General features: G+C 61.9%; 13 protein-coding genes and 2 rRNA genes. 14 read left to right on the forward strand and 1 reads right to left on the reverse strand.

Translation table 11 applies throughout. From position 1 onward, the window contains the following. Positions 1-62: 62 nt before the first annotated feature. The 7 genes from argC to LG294_RS05415 all read left to right on the forward strand — a co-directional run bounded on the left by argC (position 63) and on the right by LG294_RS05415 (position 6,602). A complete protein-coding gene (gene argC / locus LG294_RS05385; RefSeq protein ID WP_404290238.1) occupies positions 63-1,094 on the forward strand; it encodes an N-acetyl-gamma-glutamyl-phosphate reductase in 1,032 nt (343 codons plus the stop codon). Next, on the forward strand, positions 1,091-2,290 hold the full coding sequence (gene argJ, locus LG294_RS05390) for a bifunctional glutamate N-acetyltransferase/amino-acid acetyltransferase ArgJ (RefSeq protein WP_404290240.1): 1,200 nt from the start codon (positions 1,091-1,093) through the stop codon (positions 2,288-2,290). The genes argC and argJ overlap by 4 nt, the downstream gene beginning before the upstream one ends. Positions 2,291-2,316: 26 nt before the next feature. Further along, positions 2,317-3,243, forward strand: a complete 927-nt coding sequence (gene argB / locus LG294_RS05395; protein ID WP_404290242.1) for an acetylglutamate kinase — start codon at positions 2,317-2,319, stop codon at positions 3,241-3,243. Beyond that, positions 3,240-4,490 (forward strand): acetylornithine transaminase, encoded by a 1,251-nt coding sequence (locus tag LG294_RS05400; RefSeq protein WP_404290244.1) that lies wholly within the window; start codon positions 3,240-3,242, stop codon positions 4,488-4,490. The genes argB and LG294_RS05400 overlap by 4 nt, the downstream gene beginning before the upstream one ends. Positions 4,491-4,535: 45 nt before the next feature. After that, entirely contained in the window at positions 4,536-5,495 is a 960-nt protein-coding gene (gene argF / locus LG294_RS05405; RefSeq protein ID WP_404290246.1) for an ornithine carbamoyltransferase, read from the forward strand. Then, a complete protein-coding gene (locus LG294_RS05410; RefSeq protein WP_404290248.1) occupies positions 5,496-5,999 on the forward strand; it encodes an arginine repressor in 504 nt (167 codons plus the stop codon). 105 nt (positions 6,000-6,104) lie between these two features. Next, positions 6,105-6,602, forward strand: a complete 498-nt coding sequence (locus LG294_RS05415; RefSeq protein ID WP_404290250.1) for an HNH endonuclease signature motif containing protein — start codon at positions 6,105-6,107, stop codon at positions 6,600-6,602. Between the two features lie 33 nt (positions 6,603-6,635). On the opposite strand, the gene LG294_RS05420 is transcribed toward LG294_RS05415, so the two are convergent. After that, positions 6,636-7,187: a macro domain-containing protein gene (locus LG294_RS05420; RefSeq protein ID WP_404290252.1), complete on the reverse strand. Its 552-nt coding sequence runs from the start codon at positions 7,185-7,187 to the stop codon at positions 6,636-6,638. A 343-nt stretch (positions 7,188-7,530) separates the two neighbouring features. On the opposite strand from LG294_RS05420, the gene argH reads away from it, so the two are divergent. The 7 genes from argH to LG294_RS05455 all read left to right on the forward strand — a co-directional run bounded on the left by argH (position 7,531) and on the right by LG294_RS05455 (position 19,990). Further along, a complete protein-coding gene (gene argH, locus LG294_RS05425) occupies positions 7,531-8,949 on the forward strand; it encodes an argininosuccinate lyase (RefSeq protein ID WP_404290254.1) in 1,419 nt (472 codons plus the stop codon). Positions 8,950-9,077: 128 nt separating this feature from the next. Then, complete coding sequence (locus LG294_RS05430; protein WP_404290256.1) at positions 9,078-9,818, forward strand: maleylpyruvate isomerase family mycothiol-dependent enzyme; 741 nt, start codon at positions 9,078-9,080, stop codon at positions 9,816-9,818. A 148-nt stretch (positions 9,819-9,966) separates the two neighbouring features. Beyond that, complete coding sequence (locus LG294_RS05435; RefSeq protein WP_404290258.1) at positions 9,967-10,500, forward strand: adenine phosphoribosyltransferase; 534 nt, start codon at positions 9,967-9,969, stop codon at positions 10,498-10,500. A 120-nt stretch (positions 10,501-10,620) separates the two neighbouring features. Then, a complete protein-coding gene (locus tag LG294_RS05440) occupies positions 10,621-12,879 on the forward strand; it encodes a HelD family protein (protein ID WP_404290260.1) in 2,259 nt (752 codons plus the stop codon). An 89-nt stretch (positions 12,880-12,968) separates the two neighbouring features. Next, positions 12,969-14,288: a tyrosine--tRNA ligase gene (gene tyrS, locus LG294_RS05445; protein WP_404290262.1), complete on the forward strand. Its 1,320-nt coding sequence runs from the start codon at positions 12,969-12,971 to the stop codon at positions 14,286-14,288. Between the two features lie 540 nt (positions 14,289-14,828). Then, positions 14,829-16,354, forward strand: a 16S ribosomal RNA gene (locus LG294_RS05450). A 504-nt stretch (positions 16,355-16,858) separates the two neighbouring features. Continuing rightward, positions 16,859-19,990: ribosomal RNA gene (locus LG294_RS05455) — 23S ribosomal RNA — on the forward strand. Together the 16S and 23S rRNA genes form the textbook arrangement of a ribosomal RNA operon. The last annotated feature ends 166 nt before the right edge of the window (positions 19,991-20,156 follow it).

The following is a 20,156-nucleotide window of genomic DNA, read 5'->3' on the forward strand; positions in this document are numbered from 1 at the left end:
AATACCAGACAGCTTATGCATATTTATTAGGTTTGATGCATAACCGGTTGTAGAGTGAGGTCATGACGATTTCAGTTGCTGTCTCCGGCGCCAGCGGATACGCCGGCGGCGAGGTCCTTCGAATTTTGGCCAACCACCCACAGGTAGAGATCGGTGCGATCACCGCGCACTCGCAGGCCGGATTGCGCTTGGGCGGCATCGCCCCGCATCTGCATTCCCTGGCCGAGCGCGTGCTCGTGGAGACCACCGTGGAAAACCTGGCCGGGCACGACGTGGTCTTCCTGGCGCTTCCGCATGGCGCGAGCGCCGCGGTCGCCGCCGCCTTGCCCGAATCCACCCTGGTCATCGACGCCGGGGCAGACCACCGACTGGAATCCGCCGCGGCCTGGGAGAAATTCTATGGTTCGCCGCACGCCGGATCCTGGCCCTATGGGCTGCCCGAACTTCCCGGCCAACGCGAAAAGCTGATCGGCGCCAAGCGAGTAGCGGTACCCGGCTGCTACCCGACCGGCGGCCAATTGGCCCTTGCTCCGGGCTACCACGCCGGGCTGCTGGAGCCGCAAGACGTGGTCATCGTCTCCGCCTCGGGCACCTCGGGTGCCGGAAAGAGCGCCAAAACCCATCTGCTGGGCAGCGAAACCATGGGCTCGATGAGCACCTATGGCGTCGGCGGCACCCACCGCCACATCCCCGAAATGGAGCAGGGCCTGTCCAAGCTCGCCGGTCAGGAGGTCACCATATCCTTCACCCCGACGCTGGCCCCCATGCCGCGCGGCATCCTGACCACCGCCACCGCACGCGTCCTGCCCGGCGTCACCGCCGCTGCGCTGCGCGCAGCCTGGGAGTCGGCCTACGCCGACGAGCCCTTTGTGCACCTGCTGCCCGAGGGCCAGTGGCCGACCACCGGCGCGGTGCAGGGGAGCAACCACGTGCAAATGCAGCTGGCGCTCGATGAGCACGCCGGACGAGTGATCGTCACGGTTGCGCTGGATAACCTCACCAAGGGCACCGCGGGCGCCGCAGTGCAATCGATGAATATCGCCCTGGGCCTGCCCGAAACCACCGGATTGATGATGCAAGGAGTCGCACCGTGAGCCTGTCCCACACCCCAACCTTTCCGCAGGCCGAACTGGCCGGCGTCACCGCACCGGCAGGATTCTTAGCCTCCGGGGTCCCCGCGGGCCTGAAATCCACCGGCAAGAACGACGTCGTGCTGGTGCAGAACCTGGGACCGAACTTCACCGCCGCCGCGGTGTTCACCGCGAACCGCGTGGCCGCCGCCCCGGTGCACTGGTCCAAGGAGATCGTCAAGGACGCCCGGGTGGATGCGATCGTGCTGAACTCCGGCGGCGCCAACGCCTGCACCGGTGTCGAGGGATTCGGCAACACGCACCGCACCGCCGAATACGTGGCCGAACTGCTGAACCTGTCATCCGGCGACGTGGCAGTGGCCTCCACCGGACTGATCGGCATGCAGCTGCCCATGGATAAGCTGCTGCCCGGGGTGAAGCAGGCGGCCGAAGCGCTCGCCGACGGCCAGGGCGCCGCCGATGAGGCAGCCGCCGGCATCATGACCACCGACACCGTCCCGAAAATCGCCTCGCGCAGCGTGAACGGATACAGCATCGGCGGCATGGCCAAGGGCGCGGGAATGCTCGCCCCGGCGCTGGCCACCATGCTCGTGGTGCTCACCACCGACGCGGTGATCGAGCCCAAGGCGCTGGATCAGGCCCTGCGCGCGGCCACCGCGGTGAGCTTTGACCGGGCGGACTCCGATGGCTGCATGTCCACCAACGACACCGTGCTGCTGATGTCCTCCGGCGCCTCGGGCATCGCCCCGGACCTGGAGGAATTCAGCGCCGCCCTGGCAGATCTGTGCCAGGAGCTGGCCGCGAAGCTGATCGACGATGCCGAAGGGGCGGCGCACACCATCGCGGTGCGCACCTACAACGCGGCCACCGAGGCCGACGCTTTGGAGGTCTCCCGCGCGGTGTCCCGATCGAACCTGGTCAAGACCGCGATTTTCGGCAAGGACCCCAACTGGGGCCGGGTGCTCTCCGAGGTCGGCACCACGCGTGCCGCCTTCGAACCCGATGAGCTGAACGTGGCGATCAACGGCGTCATGGTCTGCAAAAACGGCGGCGTCGGCGAGGACCGCAATCTGATCTCGCTGGAAGAGCGCTTCGTCACCATCGACATCGACCTGAACGCCGGGGCGATCGAGGCGACGATCCTCACCAACGACCTGACGCACGACTACGTCCACGAGAATTCCGCCTACTCCAGCTAGGCCACCTTCGCAGGAGCAAACCCACCATGCCGCACACAGCACATACCAACCTCGGCGCCGCCCGCACCAAGGCCGAAGCCCTGATCGAGGCCCTGCCCTGGATCCAGCGTTTCGCCGGGACCACGATGGTCATCAAATACGGCGGCAACGCAATGGTCAACGAGTCCTTGCGCCGCGCTTTCGCCGAGGACATCGTGTTCCTGCGCCACGCCGGGATCAACCCGGTGGTGGTGCACGGCGGCGGCCCGCAGATCAACAAGATGCTCGACACCCTGGGGATCGAATCCGAATTCCGCGGCGGGCTGCGGGTGACCACCCCGGAGGCCATGGATGTGGTGCGCATGGTGCTCACCGGCCAGGTGCAGCGCGATCTGGTGGGCCTGATCAACTCGCACGGGCCCTACTCGGTGGGCATGTCCGGGGAGGACGGCGCCACCTTGCAGGCGGTGCGCCGCGGCACCACCGTGGACGGTGTCGAGGTTGACCTCGGGCTGGTCGGCGAGGTCACGCGGGTGCGCACCGATCAAGTGGATTCGCTGGTCAAGGCGGGAATGATCCCGGTCATCTCCACCGTCGCCCCGGAGTTCGATGAGCATTCCGAGCCCACCGGCGCGATCCTCAACGTCAACGCGGACACCGCCGCCGCGGCCCTGGCCACCGCGCTGGGCGCGGCAAAACTGGTGATCCTCACCGACGTGGAGGGGCTCTACGCCGCCTGGCCGGACAGGTCTTCGCTGATCAGCTCGCTGACCAATGAGGAGCTGCGCACCTTGCTGCCCACCCTGGAATCGGGCATGATTCCGAAGATGGGCGCTTGCCTGAAAGCGGTCGACGAGGGAGTGCCCCAGGCGCATATCGTCGACGGCCGCGAGGCGCACTCGATGCTGCTTGAAATTTTCACCACCGCCGGGGTCGGCACCCAGGTGGTACCCCAGAGTAAGGAATCCAAGTGAGTCAGGAACTGCGCGCCACCGGCGCGTTGAACGAGGCCAACGAACTCTCCGCCCTGCACGGTGCGGATCTCTCCGCCCGCTACGCCAAGTCGCTGCTCGGCGTGTTCGGCGCCCCGTCGCGGGTGCTCGTGCGCGGGGCCGGCTGCCATGTCTGGGATGCGGACGGCAATCAGTACCTGGATCTGCTCGGCGGCATCGCGGTGAACACCCTGGGCCATGCGAACCCGCTGCTGACCAGCGTGATCACCAGCCAGCTGGCCACCTTGGGCCACGTCTCGAACTTCTTCAGCTCCCCGACGCAGATCGCGCTGGCCGAGAAGCTGCTCGAAATTTCGGCCGCACCAGAAGGCTCGAAGGTGTTCTTCGCGAACTCCGGCACCGAGGCGAACGAGGCGGCGCTGAAGCTCACCCGCCGGAACACCGGCACCGAAGCGGTCCCGCGCACCAAGGTGATCGCCCTGGAGCACGCCTTCCACGGCCGCACCCTCGGCGCCCTGTCGCTGACCTACAAGGAGAAATACCGCGCGCCCTTCGCGCCGCTGCCGGGCAACGTCACCTGGATTCCTGCAGGCGACGAAGCCGCGCTGCGCGCCGCGGTGGACGAAACCGTCGCCGCCGTGTTCATCGAACCCATCCAGGGCGAGGCCGGGGTGCGCGAGCTGGGCGCCGACTACCTGCGCGCCGCCCGGGAGATCACCACCGCGGCCGGGGCCCTGCTGGTCTTCGACGAGGTGCAGACCGGCATGGGGCGCACCGGCGAGTTCTTCGCCTCCGCGGGAGTGATTCCCGATGTGATGACCTTGGCCAAGGGCCTGGGCGGCGGCTTCCCGATCGGCGCGATGATCGTCTTCGGGCAGGAAAACACCGCCTGGCTGACCCCGGGGGACCACGGCACCACCTTCGGCGGCAACCCGGTGGCCTGCGCCGCCGGACTCGCAGTCATCCACACCATCGAAAATCAGCAGCTGCTGGAGCATGTGCGCGAAACCGGCCACTGGCTGCGCGGCGAACTTTCGGCCCTCAACGGGGTCGGGGAAGTCCGCGGACGCGGCCTGCTCACCGCCTTCGAGCTGGCCAATGGTTCGGCGCCGAAGCTGGTTGGCGCCGCGCTGGATGCGGGGTTCATCGTGAACGCCACGGACGAGACCACCATCCGCCTGGCCCCGCCGCTGATCATCACCCGCGAGCAGCTGGGCACCTTCCTCGCCGCCCTGCCGGCGCTGCTCGCAGCGGCCACCGCCGCATAGCCCACATATTTTCCCGGCACCACCGGAAGCAAAAGGAACAGATCCATGAGCGCTACCCGCCACTTCTTGACCGACCTCGACCTGAGTCCCGCCGAGCAGTCCAAGGTCCTGGACCTCGCCGCGGCGATGAAGGCCGACAAATACGGCTACCAGCCCTACGCCGGACCGCAAACCGTCGCGGTGTTCTTCGATAAGACCAGCACCCGCACCCGCGTCTCTTTCCATGCGGGCATCGCAGAGCTCGGCGGTTCCCCGCTGATCATCAACTCCGGCGAATCGCAGCTGGGCCACAAGGAATCCATCGCCGACTCCGCCATGGTGCTCGAGCGCATGGTCTCCACCATCGTGTGGCGCACCTACGCGCAGTCCGGGCTGGAGGAAATGGCGGCGAACTCGAAGGTGCCGGTGATCAACGCGCTCTCCGATGACTACCACCCCTGCCAGCTGCTCGCGGACCTGCTCACCGTGCGCGAGCACAAGGGCAAGACCGCCGGGCTGAGCATGGTCTACCTGGGCGACGCGGCGAATAATATGGCCAACTCCTACCTGCTGGCCGGGGTCACCGCCGGCATGCACGTGCGCATCGCCGGCCCCGAAGGCTATCTCCCGTCAGCGGAGATCATCGCCGCCGCGGAAATCCGCGCCGAGCAGACCGGCGGATCGGTCATGATCACCACCGACGCGGCCGCCGCCCTGGCCGGCGCGGACGTTGTGGTCACCGATACCTGGGTGTCCATGGGGCAGGAAGAGGAGAAGGCGACGCGCCAGAAACTCTTCGTGGACTATGCGGTGGACGCGGAAGCGATGAAGCTGGCCAAGCCCGATGCCATCGTTCTGCACTGCCTGCCGGCCTACCGCGGCTACGAAATCTCCGCCGAGGTGATCGACGGCCCGCAGTCGGTGGTCTTCGACGAGGCCGAAAACCGGGTCCACGCGCAGAAGGCCATCATGACCTGGCTGATGGTCGCCTCCGGACTGGCCCAGGACGAGCGGGTCGAGCTTTAAATGGGGGCGCAGCCGAGCACGAAAACCGCACGCCAGGCACGGATCCGCGCGTTCTTGGGGAATAATTCGGTCAAAAGCCAGGCCGAGCTGCTCGGGCTGCTGAAGGACGACGGGCTGGAGGTCACCCAGGCCACGCTGTCCCGGGATCTGGTGGAGATCGGGGCGGTGCGCATCCGCGACCACCTGGGCCAGCTGATCTACGCCGTGCGCCAGGAGGGCGGGGACCGTTCACCGAAGACCGCCATCACCCAGGAGGTGCTCGACGCGCGGCTGGCCAAGATCTGCCAGGAGCAGCTGGTCACCGCCGAGGCCTCGGGCAATATCGTCGTGCTGCGCACCCCGCCGGGCGCCGCGAACCTGCTCGCGCTGGCCATCGACCACTCGCAGATGCCCTCCATCCTCGGCTGCATCGCCGGGGACGATACGATCATGGTGATCACCCGGGCCGCCGATGGGGCCGCGGAGGTCGCCGGGCGTTTCCTGCAGCTGGCCGAACCGCGCTAACCGGGCCTCCACGCAGGATTTCCACGCCTGATCAGCCCGCCACCGGATGTTTTCCACACCCGGTGGCGGTGCTGTTTAACCCGCGCCTGCGGCGGTGCATCATCGGTGCATGGACCCCGAACAACTTTCATCCACGCTGCGCGAGCTGGCCGGCCAGCTCGCAACTGCGCCCGCACCGCCCACGAGATCGAGCTGGAAGCGGAAGACCTGCGCAAATTATTGTGCGAAGCAGAAATCATCCCCATGGTTTTCAACTCAGACGGGCAGGTGATCGATGCCGGACGATCCCAGAGGCTGTTTCCCAGAACGATCAAACGGGCCGCGCGGGCACAGGACGGCGGCTGCGTCGTGCCCGGCTGCACCATGGATCCGGCGCTGCTGGACTACCGCCACATCCGGTCTTGGAAGCACGGCGGCAAAACCAGTCTGTCCGACTGCTGCCCATTGTGCCCGGCCCATCATGTCGCGGTGCACCTGGGGTACCTTAAGATCGTGAGCATCGCTGGGCTGCCGCACGTCATCTTGCCCGAACACCTCGACACCGATCGGCGACCGCGGCACAAACAGAGAACTACCCGTCAGGCGCTATGCCATGACGGGTAGTTCACTGAGCAAAGCCGCGAGGGATTGAAGGTTTCAGGCCGCAAGCCGATCCACGGAGGACATGCCAAACGCCTGTTCGAACGCCTCTTGAACCTCGTCGGTATGCGAAACCATCACAACTCGATGGATTGGCGAAATATGCTTATTCGTTTCGATCCACGCGCTGATGGTTTCGAAACCAATCTGCGCGACCTGCTCTGGTGGCCAGCCGAACGCGCCCGCACCCAAGGCCGGGAACGCGATCGAGTGCGCCTCATGGCGCGCAGCTAGATAGAGCGAATTGCTGAAGCAATCGGCCAGGATCTTCGGGTTTGGCTTAATCAGTGCGAGATTTGGCGCAGCGGTGTGAATAACCCACTTCGCCGAGAGGTTCCCCGCTTTCGTTGCCACGGCGATGCCGGAAGGGATCCCATCGGGATACCGGGCCGTGCGTACTTCGCGGCAGGCGGCGAGCAGGCCCGGGCCGGCCGCCGCATGAATAGCTCCGTCAACGCCGCCGCCACCCAGCAATGAGGGATTGGCTGCGTTCACGATGGCATCAACGTTCAACGTGGTGATATCACCGCGGTACAACTGGATTTCCATGGGGTTTCCTCCAACGAAGTATCCGTATTCGGCTGTGTGTCTCTCACCATACGCCCGCCTTCGCACCTGCGGAAGTGTGAAACGCGCAACTCACCGTCTCCTATCAGAAAATCGACTCAGACCGCTCCGGTAGCCGATGGATGCTTGCACCGCGCGCAAGGCATAACGGTGCGTGGTCTCCTTCGGAGCCCTGGCGTTCGGGAGCTACCGATGCTGCGCGCGGCTTATTCCCAAACTCGCTGAATATTTATGAGCGACAATGCATAAAGCTTTGCTAGAGTGGATTCAGCGCATCAAAAACTTTACCCGTCGCCCGGCGGGATCTGGCTGAAAGGAACGAGTCATGACCTCGTCAACAAATGAAGGATCGCTCTGGGGCGGACGCTTCTCCGGTGGTCCGGCAGAAGCAATGGCTGCACTGAGTAAGTCGACCCACTTCGACTGGCGCTTGGCCAGCTACGATATCGCCGGTTCCCGCGCCCACGCCAAGGTGCTCAATCGCGCCGGGCTGCTGACCGAGACCGAACTGACGGATATGATCGCCGCCCTTGACCTGCTCGAAGCCGACGTGAAGTCCGAAGCCTACGTGGCAGCGGAGTCCGATGAGGACGTGCACGGTTCGCTGGAACGCGGACTGCTCGAACGCGCCGGCACCCAGCTAGGGGGCAAGTTGCGCGCAGGCCGGTCGCGCAATGACCAGATTGCCACCCTGGGCCGCATGTTCCTGCGCGACCACGCGCGCATCATCGCCGCTGGCGTCATCGACACCATCGACGCCATGGTTGCACAGGCCAAGGCGCACCCATACGCACCGATGCCGGGACGCACCCACCTGCAGCACGCGCAGCCGATCCTGCTCTCGCATCTGCTGCTCGCCTACGCGTGGCCGCTGCTGCGCGACGTGCAGCGCTTTGTCGACTGGGACAAGCGCGCGGCGGTTTCCCCTTACGGTTCCGGCGCGCTGGCCGGCCAGACCCTGGGCTTGGATCCGAACTTCGTCGCCGCGGAACTGGGCTTCGACTCGGCAGTATTCAACTCGATCGACGGCACCGCCGCGCGCGATGTGTTCGCCGAATTCTCCTGGATCACCGCGATGATCGGCGTGGATCTCTCCCGCGTGTCGGAGGAAGTGATCCTCTGGGCTACCAAGGAGTTCAGCTTCGTGAAGCTGCACGACGCCTTCTCCACCGGCTCCTCGATCATGCCGCAGAAGAAGAATCCGGACATCGCCGAGCTGGCCCGCGGCAAGGCCGGCCGCCTGATCGGCGACCTGACCGGGCTGCTGGCAACACTGAAGGCGCTGCCGCTGGCCTATAACCGCGACCTGCAGGAGGACAAGGAGCCGGTATTCGACGCCGCGGATACCTTGGAGATGCTGCTGCCAGCGATGGCCGGCATGATGGGCACGCTGACTTTCAACACCGAACGCATGGCGGAGCTTGCCCCGCAGGGCTTCGCGCTGGCCACCGACATCGCCGAATGGCTGGTCCGCCAGGGCGTGCCGTTCCGTGATGCCCATGAGCTTTCCGGCGCCGCCGTTACCCTGGCCGAATCGCGCGGCGTGGAGCTGTGGGATCTGACCGACGAAGAATATGCGGGCATCTCCGAACACCTGACCCCAGCGGTGCGCGAAGTGCTCTCCACCGAGGGTTCGCTGAACGCGCGCAACGGGCAGGGCGGCACCGCGCCGAGCGCCGTCGCGGCGCAGCTGACCGAATTCGAACGCCAGCTCGGCGAGATCCGCGCCTGGGTCAAGGGCTAAGCTCAAACCTCCGTTCCGCAGTTGATGGCGGCCGCTGGCTTCGCGATACCGTGAAGCCAGCGGCCGCCATCGGGTGTTTAACCCGCTGGACTTCAGCTCGGATGCGCCCGCGCGCTAGAGTGTGTGCCATGACATACGAACTTCCTCCGGCGCAACTCATTGAGCAGGTCACTACGGCCTTGGACGAATTGGCCGCGCAGCTGGCGGAGCTGCCCGACGAGGCCTTCGCCAAGCCCAGCTCGCTGCCCGGCTGGAGCACCGCGCAATTAGTCGCGCACCTGCATTCGCTGGCGCAAGCGGCCCGCCGGCAATTCGAGAACGCCGGGGCTGCGCACCTGCCGCCGATGTACGACGGGGGACAGGTGGGGCGGATCGAAGCAATCAATATGGTCGCCCTGATGCGTCCGGAAAAGCTGCGCGAACTAGTGGCCGAATCCTTCGCGCAGCTGCGCGTCGTGCTGGCCGGTTGCGAAGCTCAATGGGAGCAGCCGGTGGGCTACCGGCCCGGGGCGCAGGTCGCGGACATGATGTGCGCGGTGTGGCGCGAGATGCTGATCCACGCGACCGATCTGGACGAATTCCTCCGCCCGGCCGCCAGCTGGCCGCAAGAATTTTCCGATCATCTGCTGCGCGCGCTGGCAGCTCGCGTGCGCGAGGGGGACCGTGTGGTGGTGCAGCCCCACGGACGGCAGCGCCAGGTGCTGGGAAGCGGAGAGCGGTCCTGGGTATTGGAAGGCACCGACTACGATCTGGCAGCCTGGTTCGCCGGCCGCCCGGTCAGCGGGGTGGTACGCGCCACCAAGGCCGCTGATTCGGCCGAGTTCCCCACACTGCTGCCCTGGCCCAGCGACACCCTGATGAGTCGTTGATTCCGCGCGAATCCGCGGTCGGCGCGGTGCCGAACTAGCGAAAAGGTGTTCGGGCTCCGCCGCGGCCGCGGGCCGCAGCGCGCCCGTTCCGCGCAAGGCGCAATGGCGCAGTACCCGGCAGGTGCGCGCACGCACTAAAATATTACGCGTGACTAATAACGAGAGCATTTGCGACCTGCTGGACCGACTGTGCGCGGTGGTGCCCGATTACCCGCAGCCCGGGGTCTCCTTCAAGGACCTCACCCCGGTGTTCGCCGACCCGGTGGGCTTGCGCCGCCTGGTCGACGAGCTGATCGCGCCCTTCATCGGGACCTTTGACATCGTCGCCGGGCTGGAGGCGCGCGGCTTCGTGCTCGCCGCGGCCGCCGCCTATGCCTCGGGGACCGGGATGCTGACCATCCGCAAGGCCGGCAAGCTGCCGCGCGAGGTCTACCGGGATGACTACACCCTGGAATACGGCAGCGCCTCGCTGGAATTGCACAAGGATGAGATCGCGCCTGGCACCCGAGTGCTGGTGCTCGACGATGTGCTCGCCACTGGCGGGACCGTGGGCTCCTCGGTGCGGCTGATCGAACGCGCCGGAGGCATCGTCGCCGGAGTCGGGGTGATCCTGGAGCTCGGGGCCTTGGGCGGACGGAAGAACCTGGGCGAGCACCGGGTCATGTCGCTGCAAGTGGTTTAACCACCGCATCACCGCGTGGTGCGGTGCGAAGATGACGCGGTGGCTTCGCCGGATTAACCCGTTGCGCCGCCACACGCGTAAGATTGTCTGTCCTGTTAGTTAGCGCGAGGGGAACCAAGATTGACCGGTACGATCGAGCGGGATCTGCTCGCTGAAAGCCAGTACGTCGCACGCCTGTATGACAGGCTCGATGAGTTGCGCGCCGAAAAGGTGGACCAGCTGGCGCGCACCCGGGCCACCGGTGCGGTGGGGACCTTCCAGAACCAATCCGAACGCGATTCATTCGCCAGCCTCTACGAGGACCGCATCGCCCAGCTGGATGCGGTGCAGGATCGCCTGGTCTTCGGGCGGCTGGATATGGCCGATCACGGCGAGGGCATCGAACCGCGCTATATCGGCCGCATCGGGCTGAGCGACGAGGATCTGAATCGGCTGATGATCGACTGGCGCGCTTCCGAAGCCGCCCCGTTCTACCAAGCCACTGCGTTGAACCCGCGCGGCGTGCGCCGCCGCCGCCACCTGATGCTCAAGGGCCGCCAGGTGGCAGGGATCGAAGACGACGTGCTCGATGAGACGTGGCTCGACGAGGGCCACACCCATCACGGTGAAGGCGCGCTCATGGCAGCGCTGCGCGAAAAGCGCACCGGCCGGATGGGCGATATCGTCGGCACTATCCAGGCCGAGCAGGACGCGATCATCCGTGCTGAGCTTCCCGGCGCCGTGGTAGTACAGGGCGGCCCGGGCACCGGCAAGACCGCCGTCGCGCTGCACCGCGCGGCTTTCCTGCTCTACGAATACCGCGAACGGCTGAAGAACGCCGGGGTGCTGATCGTCGGACCGTCCAACTCCTTCATGCGCTATATCGAACGCGTGCTCCCATCGCTGGGCGAAACCGGCGTGGTCATGTCCTCCGTGGGCGAGCTGTATCACGGGGTGGCGGCCGGACCGGAAACCAACCGCCTCGTGGCCAAGGTCAAGGGCCGGCTGTCGATGGCCAAGGTGATCGCACAGGCTGTGCGCAACCGCCAGCGGCTGCTCGCCGAGGACCGCACCGTGGTGGTCGAGGGCACCCGGCTGACGCTGACGAAGGGCATGGTGCGCAACGCCCGCGAACGCGCCCGGCACAGCCACAAGCCATACAACGAGGCCCGCGAAACCTTCACCAAGGTCATCGTCGGGGACCTGGCCGAGCAGCTGCTGCGCAAACTGGAAGAATCTGCCGGGCAGCCAAGCGCCGCGGACCGCTCCTACCTGCCCCAGGAGGTGCGCGAATCCTGGGATGTGCGCGTAGCCATCAACCTGTGCTGGATGCCGTTGAGCCCCCAGGGCCTGCTCGAAGAGCTTTACGCCAAGCCGCACCTGCTCGAAGCTGCCGCGCCGCGGCTGTCGCAGGCCGAGCGCGACGCGCTGTTCCGCCCGGCGGGCTCGGCCTTCACCGAGGCCGACGTTCCGCTGCTCGACGAGGCCGCCGAATTGCTCGGCGAGTTCGTCAACCCGCAGGATGCCCCCGATAACTCGCAGTACGAGCGCGACGTGGAAAACGCGAAAATGGCGCTGAACAATATGGACACGATGCTCGCCAACGCGGGGATCGACGGGGTGGTCACCGCGGAGCAGGTCGCCGCGGTGAACCAGGAAACCGCCGCCTCGCAGAGCGCCGCGGAACGTGCGGTGGCCGATCGCACCTGGGCCTACGGGCATATCGTGGTCGATGAGGCGCAGGAACTTTCGCCGATGCAGTGGCGGCTGCTGGTGCGCCGCTGCCCGATGAAGTCCTTCACCATCGTCGGGGATATCGCTCAGACTTCCGCCGCTTCGGGCGCGAATAGCTGGGCGCAGGCGCTGGAGCCCTTCCTGGGTAAGCGCTACAACCTCGAAGAGCTCACGGTCAACTACCGCACCCCGGCGCAGATTGCCGATGCGGCGGTTCGTGTGGCTCAAGCCGCGGGCCTGCGCATCACCACGCCACGCGCGGTGCGCGAAGGAGACTGGCCGCCGGTGCTCACCCGTGCACCGCAGGATCGGTTGATCGAAGAACTCATCGCGCAGCTTCCTGCGGAGCTCGACTACGCGGCAGGCGGCCTGCAGGCGATCATCGTCCCGCAGGAATTGCTGGGCGCCGCGCGCGCTGCGGTCACCGGGGTCTACGGCGAGCGTGTTGGCACCGGGTCCGGCGGAATGGCTCAAGACATCGTGGTGATTACCGCGCGCGAGTCCAAGGGGCTGGAATTCGACGGGGTCATCATCGTGGAACCTGCGCAGCTGATCGCGGACGTCGATGGGGGAGTGGGCGATCTGTACGTCGCGATGACCCGCACCACCCAGCGCTTGCACGTGATTCACACCGCGCCGCTGCCCGCGGGGCTCACCGAGTCCTAGCCGTTCGTCCCAAGACAGCCCGGAATCCCCGGGTGTGAGAACGGGAACAAACTAGAACTGGCCGACGGGATTTTGCTAATGTGGACACTGTGTCTGAGAATAAGCAAAATCCCGTCATTGCGGGACAGAGTAATGATCCCTCCTTCGAAAATATCTGGCAGGAACTGAAGTGGCGCGGCCTGGTGCATGTGTCCACCGATGAGGCCGAGCTGGAGCGCGTGCTGTCCGAAGAGAGCATCACTTACTATTGCGGGTTCGATCCGACCGCACCATCCCTTCATCTGGGCAACCTCGTTCAATTGCTGAATATGCGCCGCCTGCAGTTGGCCGGCCACAAGCCGCTGGCCCTGGTCGGCGGTTCCACCGGTCTGATCGGCGATCCGCGCCAGACTGCCGAGCGCACCCTTAACACCAGAGAAACCGTGACCGAGTGGGTTTCCCGCTTGCAGGCGCAGGTTTCCCGCTTCCTTTCCGCCGACGGGGAGAACGCGGTTCGTTTGGTCAACAATCTGGACTGGACCCAGCAGCTCTCCGCCCTGGACTTCCTGCGCGACGTGGGCAAGTACTTCCGCGTTGGCACGATGATCAAGAAGGAAATTGTTTCCGCCCGGCTGAACTCCGATGAGGGCATCAGCTACACCGAGTTCTCCTACCAGGTGCTTCAGGGATACGACTTCCTTGAGCTGAACCGGCAGTACGGTTGCACCTTGCAGACCGGCGGATCGGATCAGTGGGGTAACCTCACCAGCGGCACCGACCTGATCCGCAAGGTGGAGGGCAAGTCGGCTCATGCCTACGGCACCCCGCTGATTACCAATTCAGATGGCACCAAGTTCGGCAAGTCCGAAGGAAACGCCATCTGGTTGGACGCCGAGATGTGCAGTCCGTACACGCTCTACCAGTTCTGGTTGAATACCGCCGACGCGGATGTGATCAACCGGTTGAAGGTCTTCACCTTCCTGACCCGCGAGCAGATCGAGACCTTGGAGATTGAGGTCGCCGAGCGTCCGTTCAAACGCCAGGCCCAGCGCGAACTCGCTTGGCTTGTTACCTCCTTGGTTCACGGTGAAGAGGCCACCAATAAGGTGATCGAGGCTTCGGCGGCAGTTTTCGGCAATGGCGATTTGAGCGAGATCGACCTGCCGACTCTGGAATCGGTGCTCGCAGAGTTGCCGTCGGCGAAGGTCACGACCGATGAGCTCGGTATTTTGAACGTGCTTCACGTTTCGGGTTTGAGCGAAAGCCAGTCTGCGGCTCGTCGTACCGTGAACGAAGGTGGCGCCTACGTGAATAACGAGAAGGTTGCCGGAATCGAAACGGTGCTTACCGCTGAGAACTTCCTACATGGTCGCTATGCCATCGTGCGCCGCGGCAAGAAGAACATGGCGGTAGTAGAGCTTTCGGCCTAGCCCATTAGCCGGATTCGATAACCGAAAAACACGAAACCGCCAGAAATGTCTGTGAACCACGACACTTTTCTGGCGGTTTTGTTGTACCTAATACGTTAAACAACTAGTCAGAGTATGTTCTAAGGCGAAAACTTGGTCAATTCGCCGATTTGCGTGATGCGCAGAAGGCACGTATAGTTTTTCTCTGTTGCCGGAACGAAAACAACGTGGAATACACGTAGAATTCATCCGGTGGCAAAGATCTTTTCACAAGGCGTTTCGACTGGTTTTGACTGGTTCACGAAACATGCTAGAGTTGAAAAGTTGCTCCGGAGCGAAGCAGTCGCCGATTATGGTGGTTGTGGTGTCGAGAGTGTTTGTTGTTTGAGAACTCAATAGTGTGCCAAGTTTATTGATACCGAATTATTTTTAATTTGGTGGATATATAACATTTGCTTGGAATGATGCACCCCCGTGTGTTGTTCCGAGTGTTTTTATTCGCCAGGATTTTATCACTGATTCTTCCCTTATTTTCCGAGGGGTTTCGGTGGCTTTTTGTTTTTTATGGAGAGTTTGATCCTGGCTCAGGATGAACGCTGGCGGCGTGCTTAACACATGCAAGTCGAACGATGACCCCCAGCTTGCTGGGGTGATTAGTGGCGAACGGGTGAGTAACACGTGAGTAACCTGCCCCCGACTCTGGGATAAGCCCGGGAAACTGGGTCTAATACCGGATATGACCTTTGACCGCATGGTTTTTGGTGGAAAGATTTATCGGTTGGGGATGGACTCGCGGCCTATCAGCTTGTTGGTGAGGTAATGGCTCACCAAGGCGACGACGGGTAGCCGGCCTGAGAGGGTGACCGGCCACACTGGGACTGAGACACGGCCCAGACTCCTACGGGAGGCAGCAGTGGGGAATATTGCACAATGGGCGAAAGCCTGATGCAGCGACGCCGCGTGAGGGATGACGGCCTTCGGGTTGTAAACCTCTTTCAGTAGGGAAGAAGCGAAAGTGACGGTACCTGCAGAAGAAGCGCCGGCTAACTACGTGCCAGCAGCCGCGGTAATACGTAGGGCGCAAGCGTTATCCGGATTTATTGGGCGTAAAGAGCTCGTAGGCGGTTTGTCGCGTCTGCCGTGAAAGTCCGAGGCTCAACCTCGGATCTGCGGTGGGTACGGGCAGACTAGAGTGATGTAGGGGAGACTGGAATTCCTGGTGTAGCGGTGAAATGCGCAGATATCAGGAGGAACACCGATGGCGAAGGCAGGTCTCTGGGCATCTACTGACGCTGAGGAGCGAAAGCATGGGGAGCGAACAGGATTAGATACCCTGGTAGTCCATGCCGTAAACGTTGGGCACTAGGTGTGGGGGACATTCCACGTTTTCCGCGCCGTAGCTAACGCATTAAGTGCCCCGCCTGGGGAGTACGGCCGCAAGGCTAAAACTCAAAGGAATTGACGGGGGCCCGCACAAGCGGCGGAGCATGCGGATTAATTCGATGCAACGCGAAGAACCTTACCAAGGCTTGACATGTTCCAGACCGCCTCAGAGATGGGGTTTCCCTTCGGGGCTGGTTCACAGGTGGTGCATGGTTGTCGTCAGCTCGTGTCGTGAGATGTTGGGTTAAGTCCCGCAACGAGCGCAACCCTCGTTCCATGTTGCCAGCACGTAAAGGTGGGGACTCATGGGAGACTGCCGGGGTCAACTCGGAGGAAGGTGGGGATGACGTCAAATCATCATGCCCCTTATGTCTTGGGCTTCACGCATGCTACAATGGCCGGTACAATGGGTTGCGATACTGTGAGGTGGAGCTAATCCCTAAAAGCCGGTCTCAGTTCGGATTGGGGTCTGCAACTCGACCCCATGAAGTCGGAGTCGCTAGTAATCGCAGATCAGCAACGCTGCGGTGAATACGTTCCCGGGCCTTGTACACACCGCCCGTCAAGTCACGAAAGTTGGTAACACCCGAAGCCGATGGCCTAACCACCTTGTGTGGGGGGAGTCGTCGAAGGTGGGACTGGCGATTGGGACTAAGTCGTAACAAGGTAGCCGTACCGGAAGGTGCGGCTGGATCACCTCCTTTCTAAGGAGCTAACCAATTATTGGTTGCCCGTTTCTGCCACGAGTGTTGGCAGGCGGGTTGCTCATGGGTGGAATATCAATGAACTCAGTACCGGAAAACGCGTTGACCTGATGGTTGGGGCGGGGTATTGGCTATGGCTGCATGGTGTTCATGCTCTTTTAGTACGCGTCCCTTTGGGGGTGTTGGAATGAGGGTGTGGGGGTTGTGCGGTTTGTATGGTTTGGCATGCTGTTGGGTTTTGAGGCAACAAGCGTCCTGTCCCTTTGGGGGTGGGTGTTTGGTGTTTCAGTGTTTGTCCTGTGTCTTTGCGCGCTGGCTTAATGGGTTCCTTTTTGGGGGTCTTTGGTCGGTGGTGCGGGGGTGTGGGGTTGTTGTTTGGGAACTGTATAGTGAACGCGAGCATCTTATAAGATGACCATGTCGGATGCCTTTCGGGGTGTTCTTGCGTGGTTGTTTTGTGATTTTGTTGATTGTTTTATTGCTCAATCTGAGACTTTGATTTGTGTTGAAGTTTTTAAGGGCGCACGGTGGATGCCTTGGCATCAGGAGCCGATGAAGGACGTGGGAATCTGCGATAAGCCTGGTGGAGTCGATAACCGGACGTTGAGACCAGGATTTCCGAATGGGGAAACCCCGTACGGTGTCATGCCGTATGACCTGCAGCTGAATGTATAGGCTGTGTGGAGGGAACGCGGGGAAGTGAAACATCTCAGTACCCGCAGGAAGAGAAAACAATAGTGATTCCGTTAGTAGTGGCGAGCGAACGCGGATGGGGCTAAACCGGTTGGTGTGTGATAGCGGATAGGCGTTGCATCACCGGGGTTGTGGGGCCTACATGTGCTAACCCTATCTGGTTAGCGGGATGAGGTGCAGGCGTATAGGTGAATCGGTTGGAATGCCGGACCAGAGAGGGTGATAGTCCCGTAGGTGTAATGCGTGTCTGCCGTTCTAGTGTGGGTACCCGAGTAGCACGGGGCTCGAGAAATCTTGTGTGAATCTGCCAGGACCACCTGGTAAGCCTGAATACTACCTGATGACCGATAGTGAATCAGTACCGTGAGGGAATGGTGAAAAGTACCCCGGGAGGGGAGTGAAATAGTACCTGAAACCGTGCGCTTACAATCCGTTAAAGCATCCCACTTGTGGGGTGTGATGGCGTGCCTTTTGAAGAATGAGCCTGCGAGTTAGTGCTGTGTCGCGAGGTTAACCCGTGTGGGGAAGCCGTAGCGAAAGCGAGTCTGAATAGGGCGTTTGAGTGGCACGGTCTAGACCCGAAGCGAAGTGATCTACCCATGGCCAGGTTGAAGCGCGTGTAAGAGCGCGTGGAGGACCGAACCCACTTCAGTTGAAAATGGAGGGGATGAGCTGTGGGTAGGGGTGAAAGGCCAATCAAACTTCGTGATAGCTGGTTCTCCCCGAAATGCATTTAGGTGCAGCGTTACGTGTTTCTTACCGGAGGTAGAGCTACTGGATAGCTAATGGGCCCTACAAGGTTACTGACGTTAGCCAAACTCCGAATGCCGGTAAGTGAGAGCGTAGCAGTGAGACTGTGGGGGATAAGCTTCATAGTCGAGAGGGAAACAGCCCAGAACGCCAACTAAGGCCCCTAAGCGTGTGCTAAGTGGAAAAGGATGTGGAGTTGCTGTGACAACCAGGAGGTTGGCTTAGAAGCAGCCACCCTTGAAAGAGTGCGTAATAGCTCACTGGTCAAGTGATTCCGCGCCGATAATGTAGCGGGGCTCAAGCACACCGCCGAAGTTGCGTCATTCAAATATTTGCCTGGTTTCGATTGGGCGTTTGGATGGGTAGGGGAGCGTCGTGTGGACGGTGAAGTCGCGGTGTAAACCAGCGGTGGAGACCACACGAGTGAGAATGCAGGCATGAGTAGCGAATGACGGGTGAGAAACCCGTCCGCCGAATGATCAAGGGTTCCAGGGTCAAGCTAATCTGCCCTGGGTGAGTCGGGACCTAAGGCGAGGCCGACAGGCGTAGTCGATGGACAACGGGTTGATATTCCCGTACCGGCGAAGAACCGCCCATACTGAGCTTTTGATGCTAACCACCACTGAGCATGATGTTGCGGCCTTCGGGCTGCTTTTGTGTGAGGTGCTGGGAACCAATTTTGTGAGGTAAGCGTATTAACAGGTGTGACGCAGGAAGGTAGCCGAGCCAGGCAATGGAATTGACCTGGTCCAAGGGTGTAGGCCGAGAGATAGGCAAATCCGTCTCTCATTTATGGTTGAGACCTGATAGGCACCCACTTCGGTGGGTGATTTGGTGATCCTATGCTGCCTAGAAAAGCATCGGCGCGAGGTTCTAGTCGCCCGTACCCCAAACCGACACAGGTGATCAGGTAGAGAATACTAAGGCGATCGAGAGAATCATGGTTAAGGAACTCGGCAAAATGCCCCCGTAACTTCGGAAGAAGGGGGGCCTGCCCCGTGAGGAAGACTTGCTCTTCTTTTGCGGGTGTGGGCCGCAGAGACCAGGGGGAAGCGACTGTTTACTAAAAACACAGGTCCGTGCGAAGTCGCAAGACGATGTATACGGACTGACTCCTGCCCGGTGCTGGAAGGTTAAGAGGACCGGTTAGCAACTTGTTGCGAAGCTGAGAATTTAAGCCCCAGTAAACGGCGGTGGTAACTATAACCATCCTAAGGTAGCGAAATTCCTTGTCGGGTAAGTTCCGACCTGCACGAATGGAGTAACGACTTCCCCGCTGTCTCAACCATGAACTCGGCGAAATTGCAGTACGAGTAAAGATGCTCGTTACGCGCAGCAGGACGGAAAGACCCCGAGACCTTTACTATAGTTTGGTATTGGTGTTCGGTGCAGCTTGTGTAGGATAGGTGGGAGACTGTGAAGCTCGGACGCTAGTTCGGGTGGAGTCATCGTTGAAATACCACTCTGGCTGTACCGGTCACCTAACTTCGGACCATGATCTGGTTCAGGGACAGTGCCTGATGGGTAGTTTAACTGGGGCGGTTGCCTCCTAAAATGTAACGGAGGCGCCCAAAGGTTCCCTCAGCCTGGTTGGCAATCAGGTGTCGAGTGTAAGTGCACAAGGGAGCTTGACTGTGAGAGTGACAGCTCGAGCAGGGACGAAAGTCGGGACTAGTGATCCGGCGGCACCTCGTGGAAGGGCCGTCGCTCAACGGATAAAAGGTACCTCGGGGATAACAGGCTGATCTTGCCCAAGAGTCCATATCGACGGCATGGTTTGGCACCTCGATGTCGGCTCGTCGCATCCTGGGGCTGGAGTAGGTCCCAAGGGTTGGGCTGTTCGCCCATTAAAGCGGTACGCGAGCTGGGTTTAGAACGTCGTGAGACAGTTCGGTCCCTATCCGCTGCGCGCGTTGGAAATTTGAGAAGGGCTGTCCTTAGTACGAGAGGACCGGGACGGACAAACCTCTGGTGTGTCAGTTGTACTGCCAAGTGCACCGCTGATTAGCTACGTTTGGAAGGGATAACCGCTGAAAGCATCTAAGCGGGAAGCCTGCTTCGAGATGAGATTTCCATGCACCTTGAGTGTGAGAGGCCCCCAGCTAGACCACTGGGTTGATAGGCAGGATGTGGAAGCAAGGACTAAAGACTTGTGTAGCTGACCTGTACTAATAGGCCGATGACTTACAACACACACTAAAGCAATCGTTGAAGACAATTATTGCTCGCGTTCACTATACGGTTACGAGACAACAACTCTTGTAACGCACACTGGATCATTGGCTTGATCGTCAGTATTTCCGGCTCACCTTCGGTGGGTTGGGGGTGGTGATGGGTCGGGTTGGTGGTGTGGTTCATA

The sequence above is a fragment of the Glutamicibacter arilaitensis genome (assembly GCF_044793945.1).
GTDB classification, from domain to species: domain Bacteria; phylum Actinomycetota; class Actinomycetes; order Actinomycetales; family Micrococcaceae; genus Glutamicibacter; species Glutamicibacter arilaitensis_B.

What these genes read in the sequence shown, in the direction of transcription:
- argC (WP_404290238.1), top strand. Translation starts at nt 63, where the DNA reads ATGACGATTTCAGTTGCTGTCTCCGGCGCCAGCGGATACGCCGGCGGC.
- argB (WP_404290242.1), top strand. Translation starts at nt 2,317, where the DNA reads ATGCCGCACACAGCACATACCAACCTCGGCGCCGCCCGCACCAAGGCC.
- argF (WP_404290246.1), top strand. Translation starts at nt 4,536, where the DNA reads ATGAGCGCTACCCGCCACTTCTTGACCGACCTCGACCTGAGTCCCGCC.
- LG294_RS05410 (WP_404290248.1), top strand. Translation starts at nt 5,496, where the DNA reads ATGGGGGCGCAGCCGAGCACGAAAACCGCACGCCAGGCACGGATCCGC.
- LG294_RS05420 (WP_404290252.1), bottom strand. Translation starts at nt 7,187, where the DNA reads ATGGAAATCCAGTTGTACCGCGGTGATATCACCACGTTGAACGTTGAT.
- argH (WP_404290254.1), top strand. Translation starts at nt 7,531, where the DNA reads ATGACCTCGTCAACAAATGAAGGATCGCTCTGGGGCGGACGCTTCTCC.
- LG294_RS05430 (WP_404290256.1), top strand. Translation starts at nt 9,078, where the DNA reads ATGACATACGAACTTCCTCCGGCGCAACTCATTGAGCAGGTCACTACG.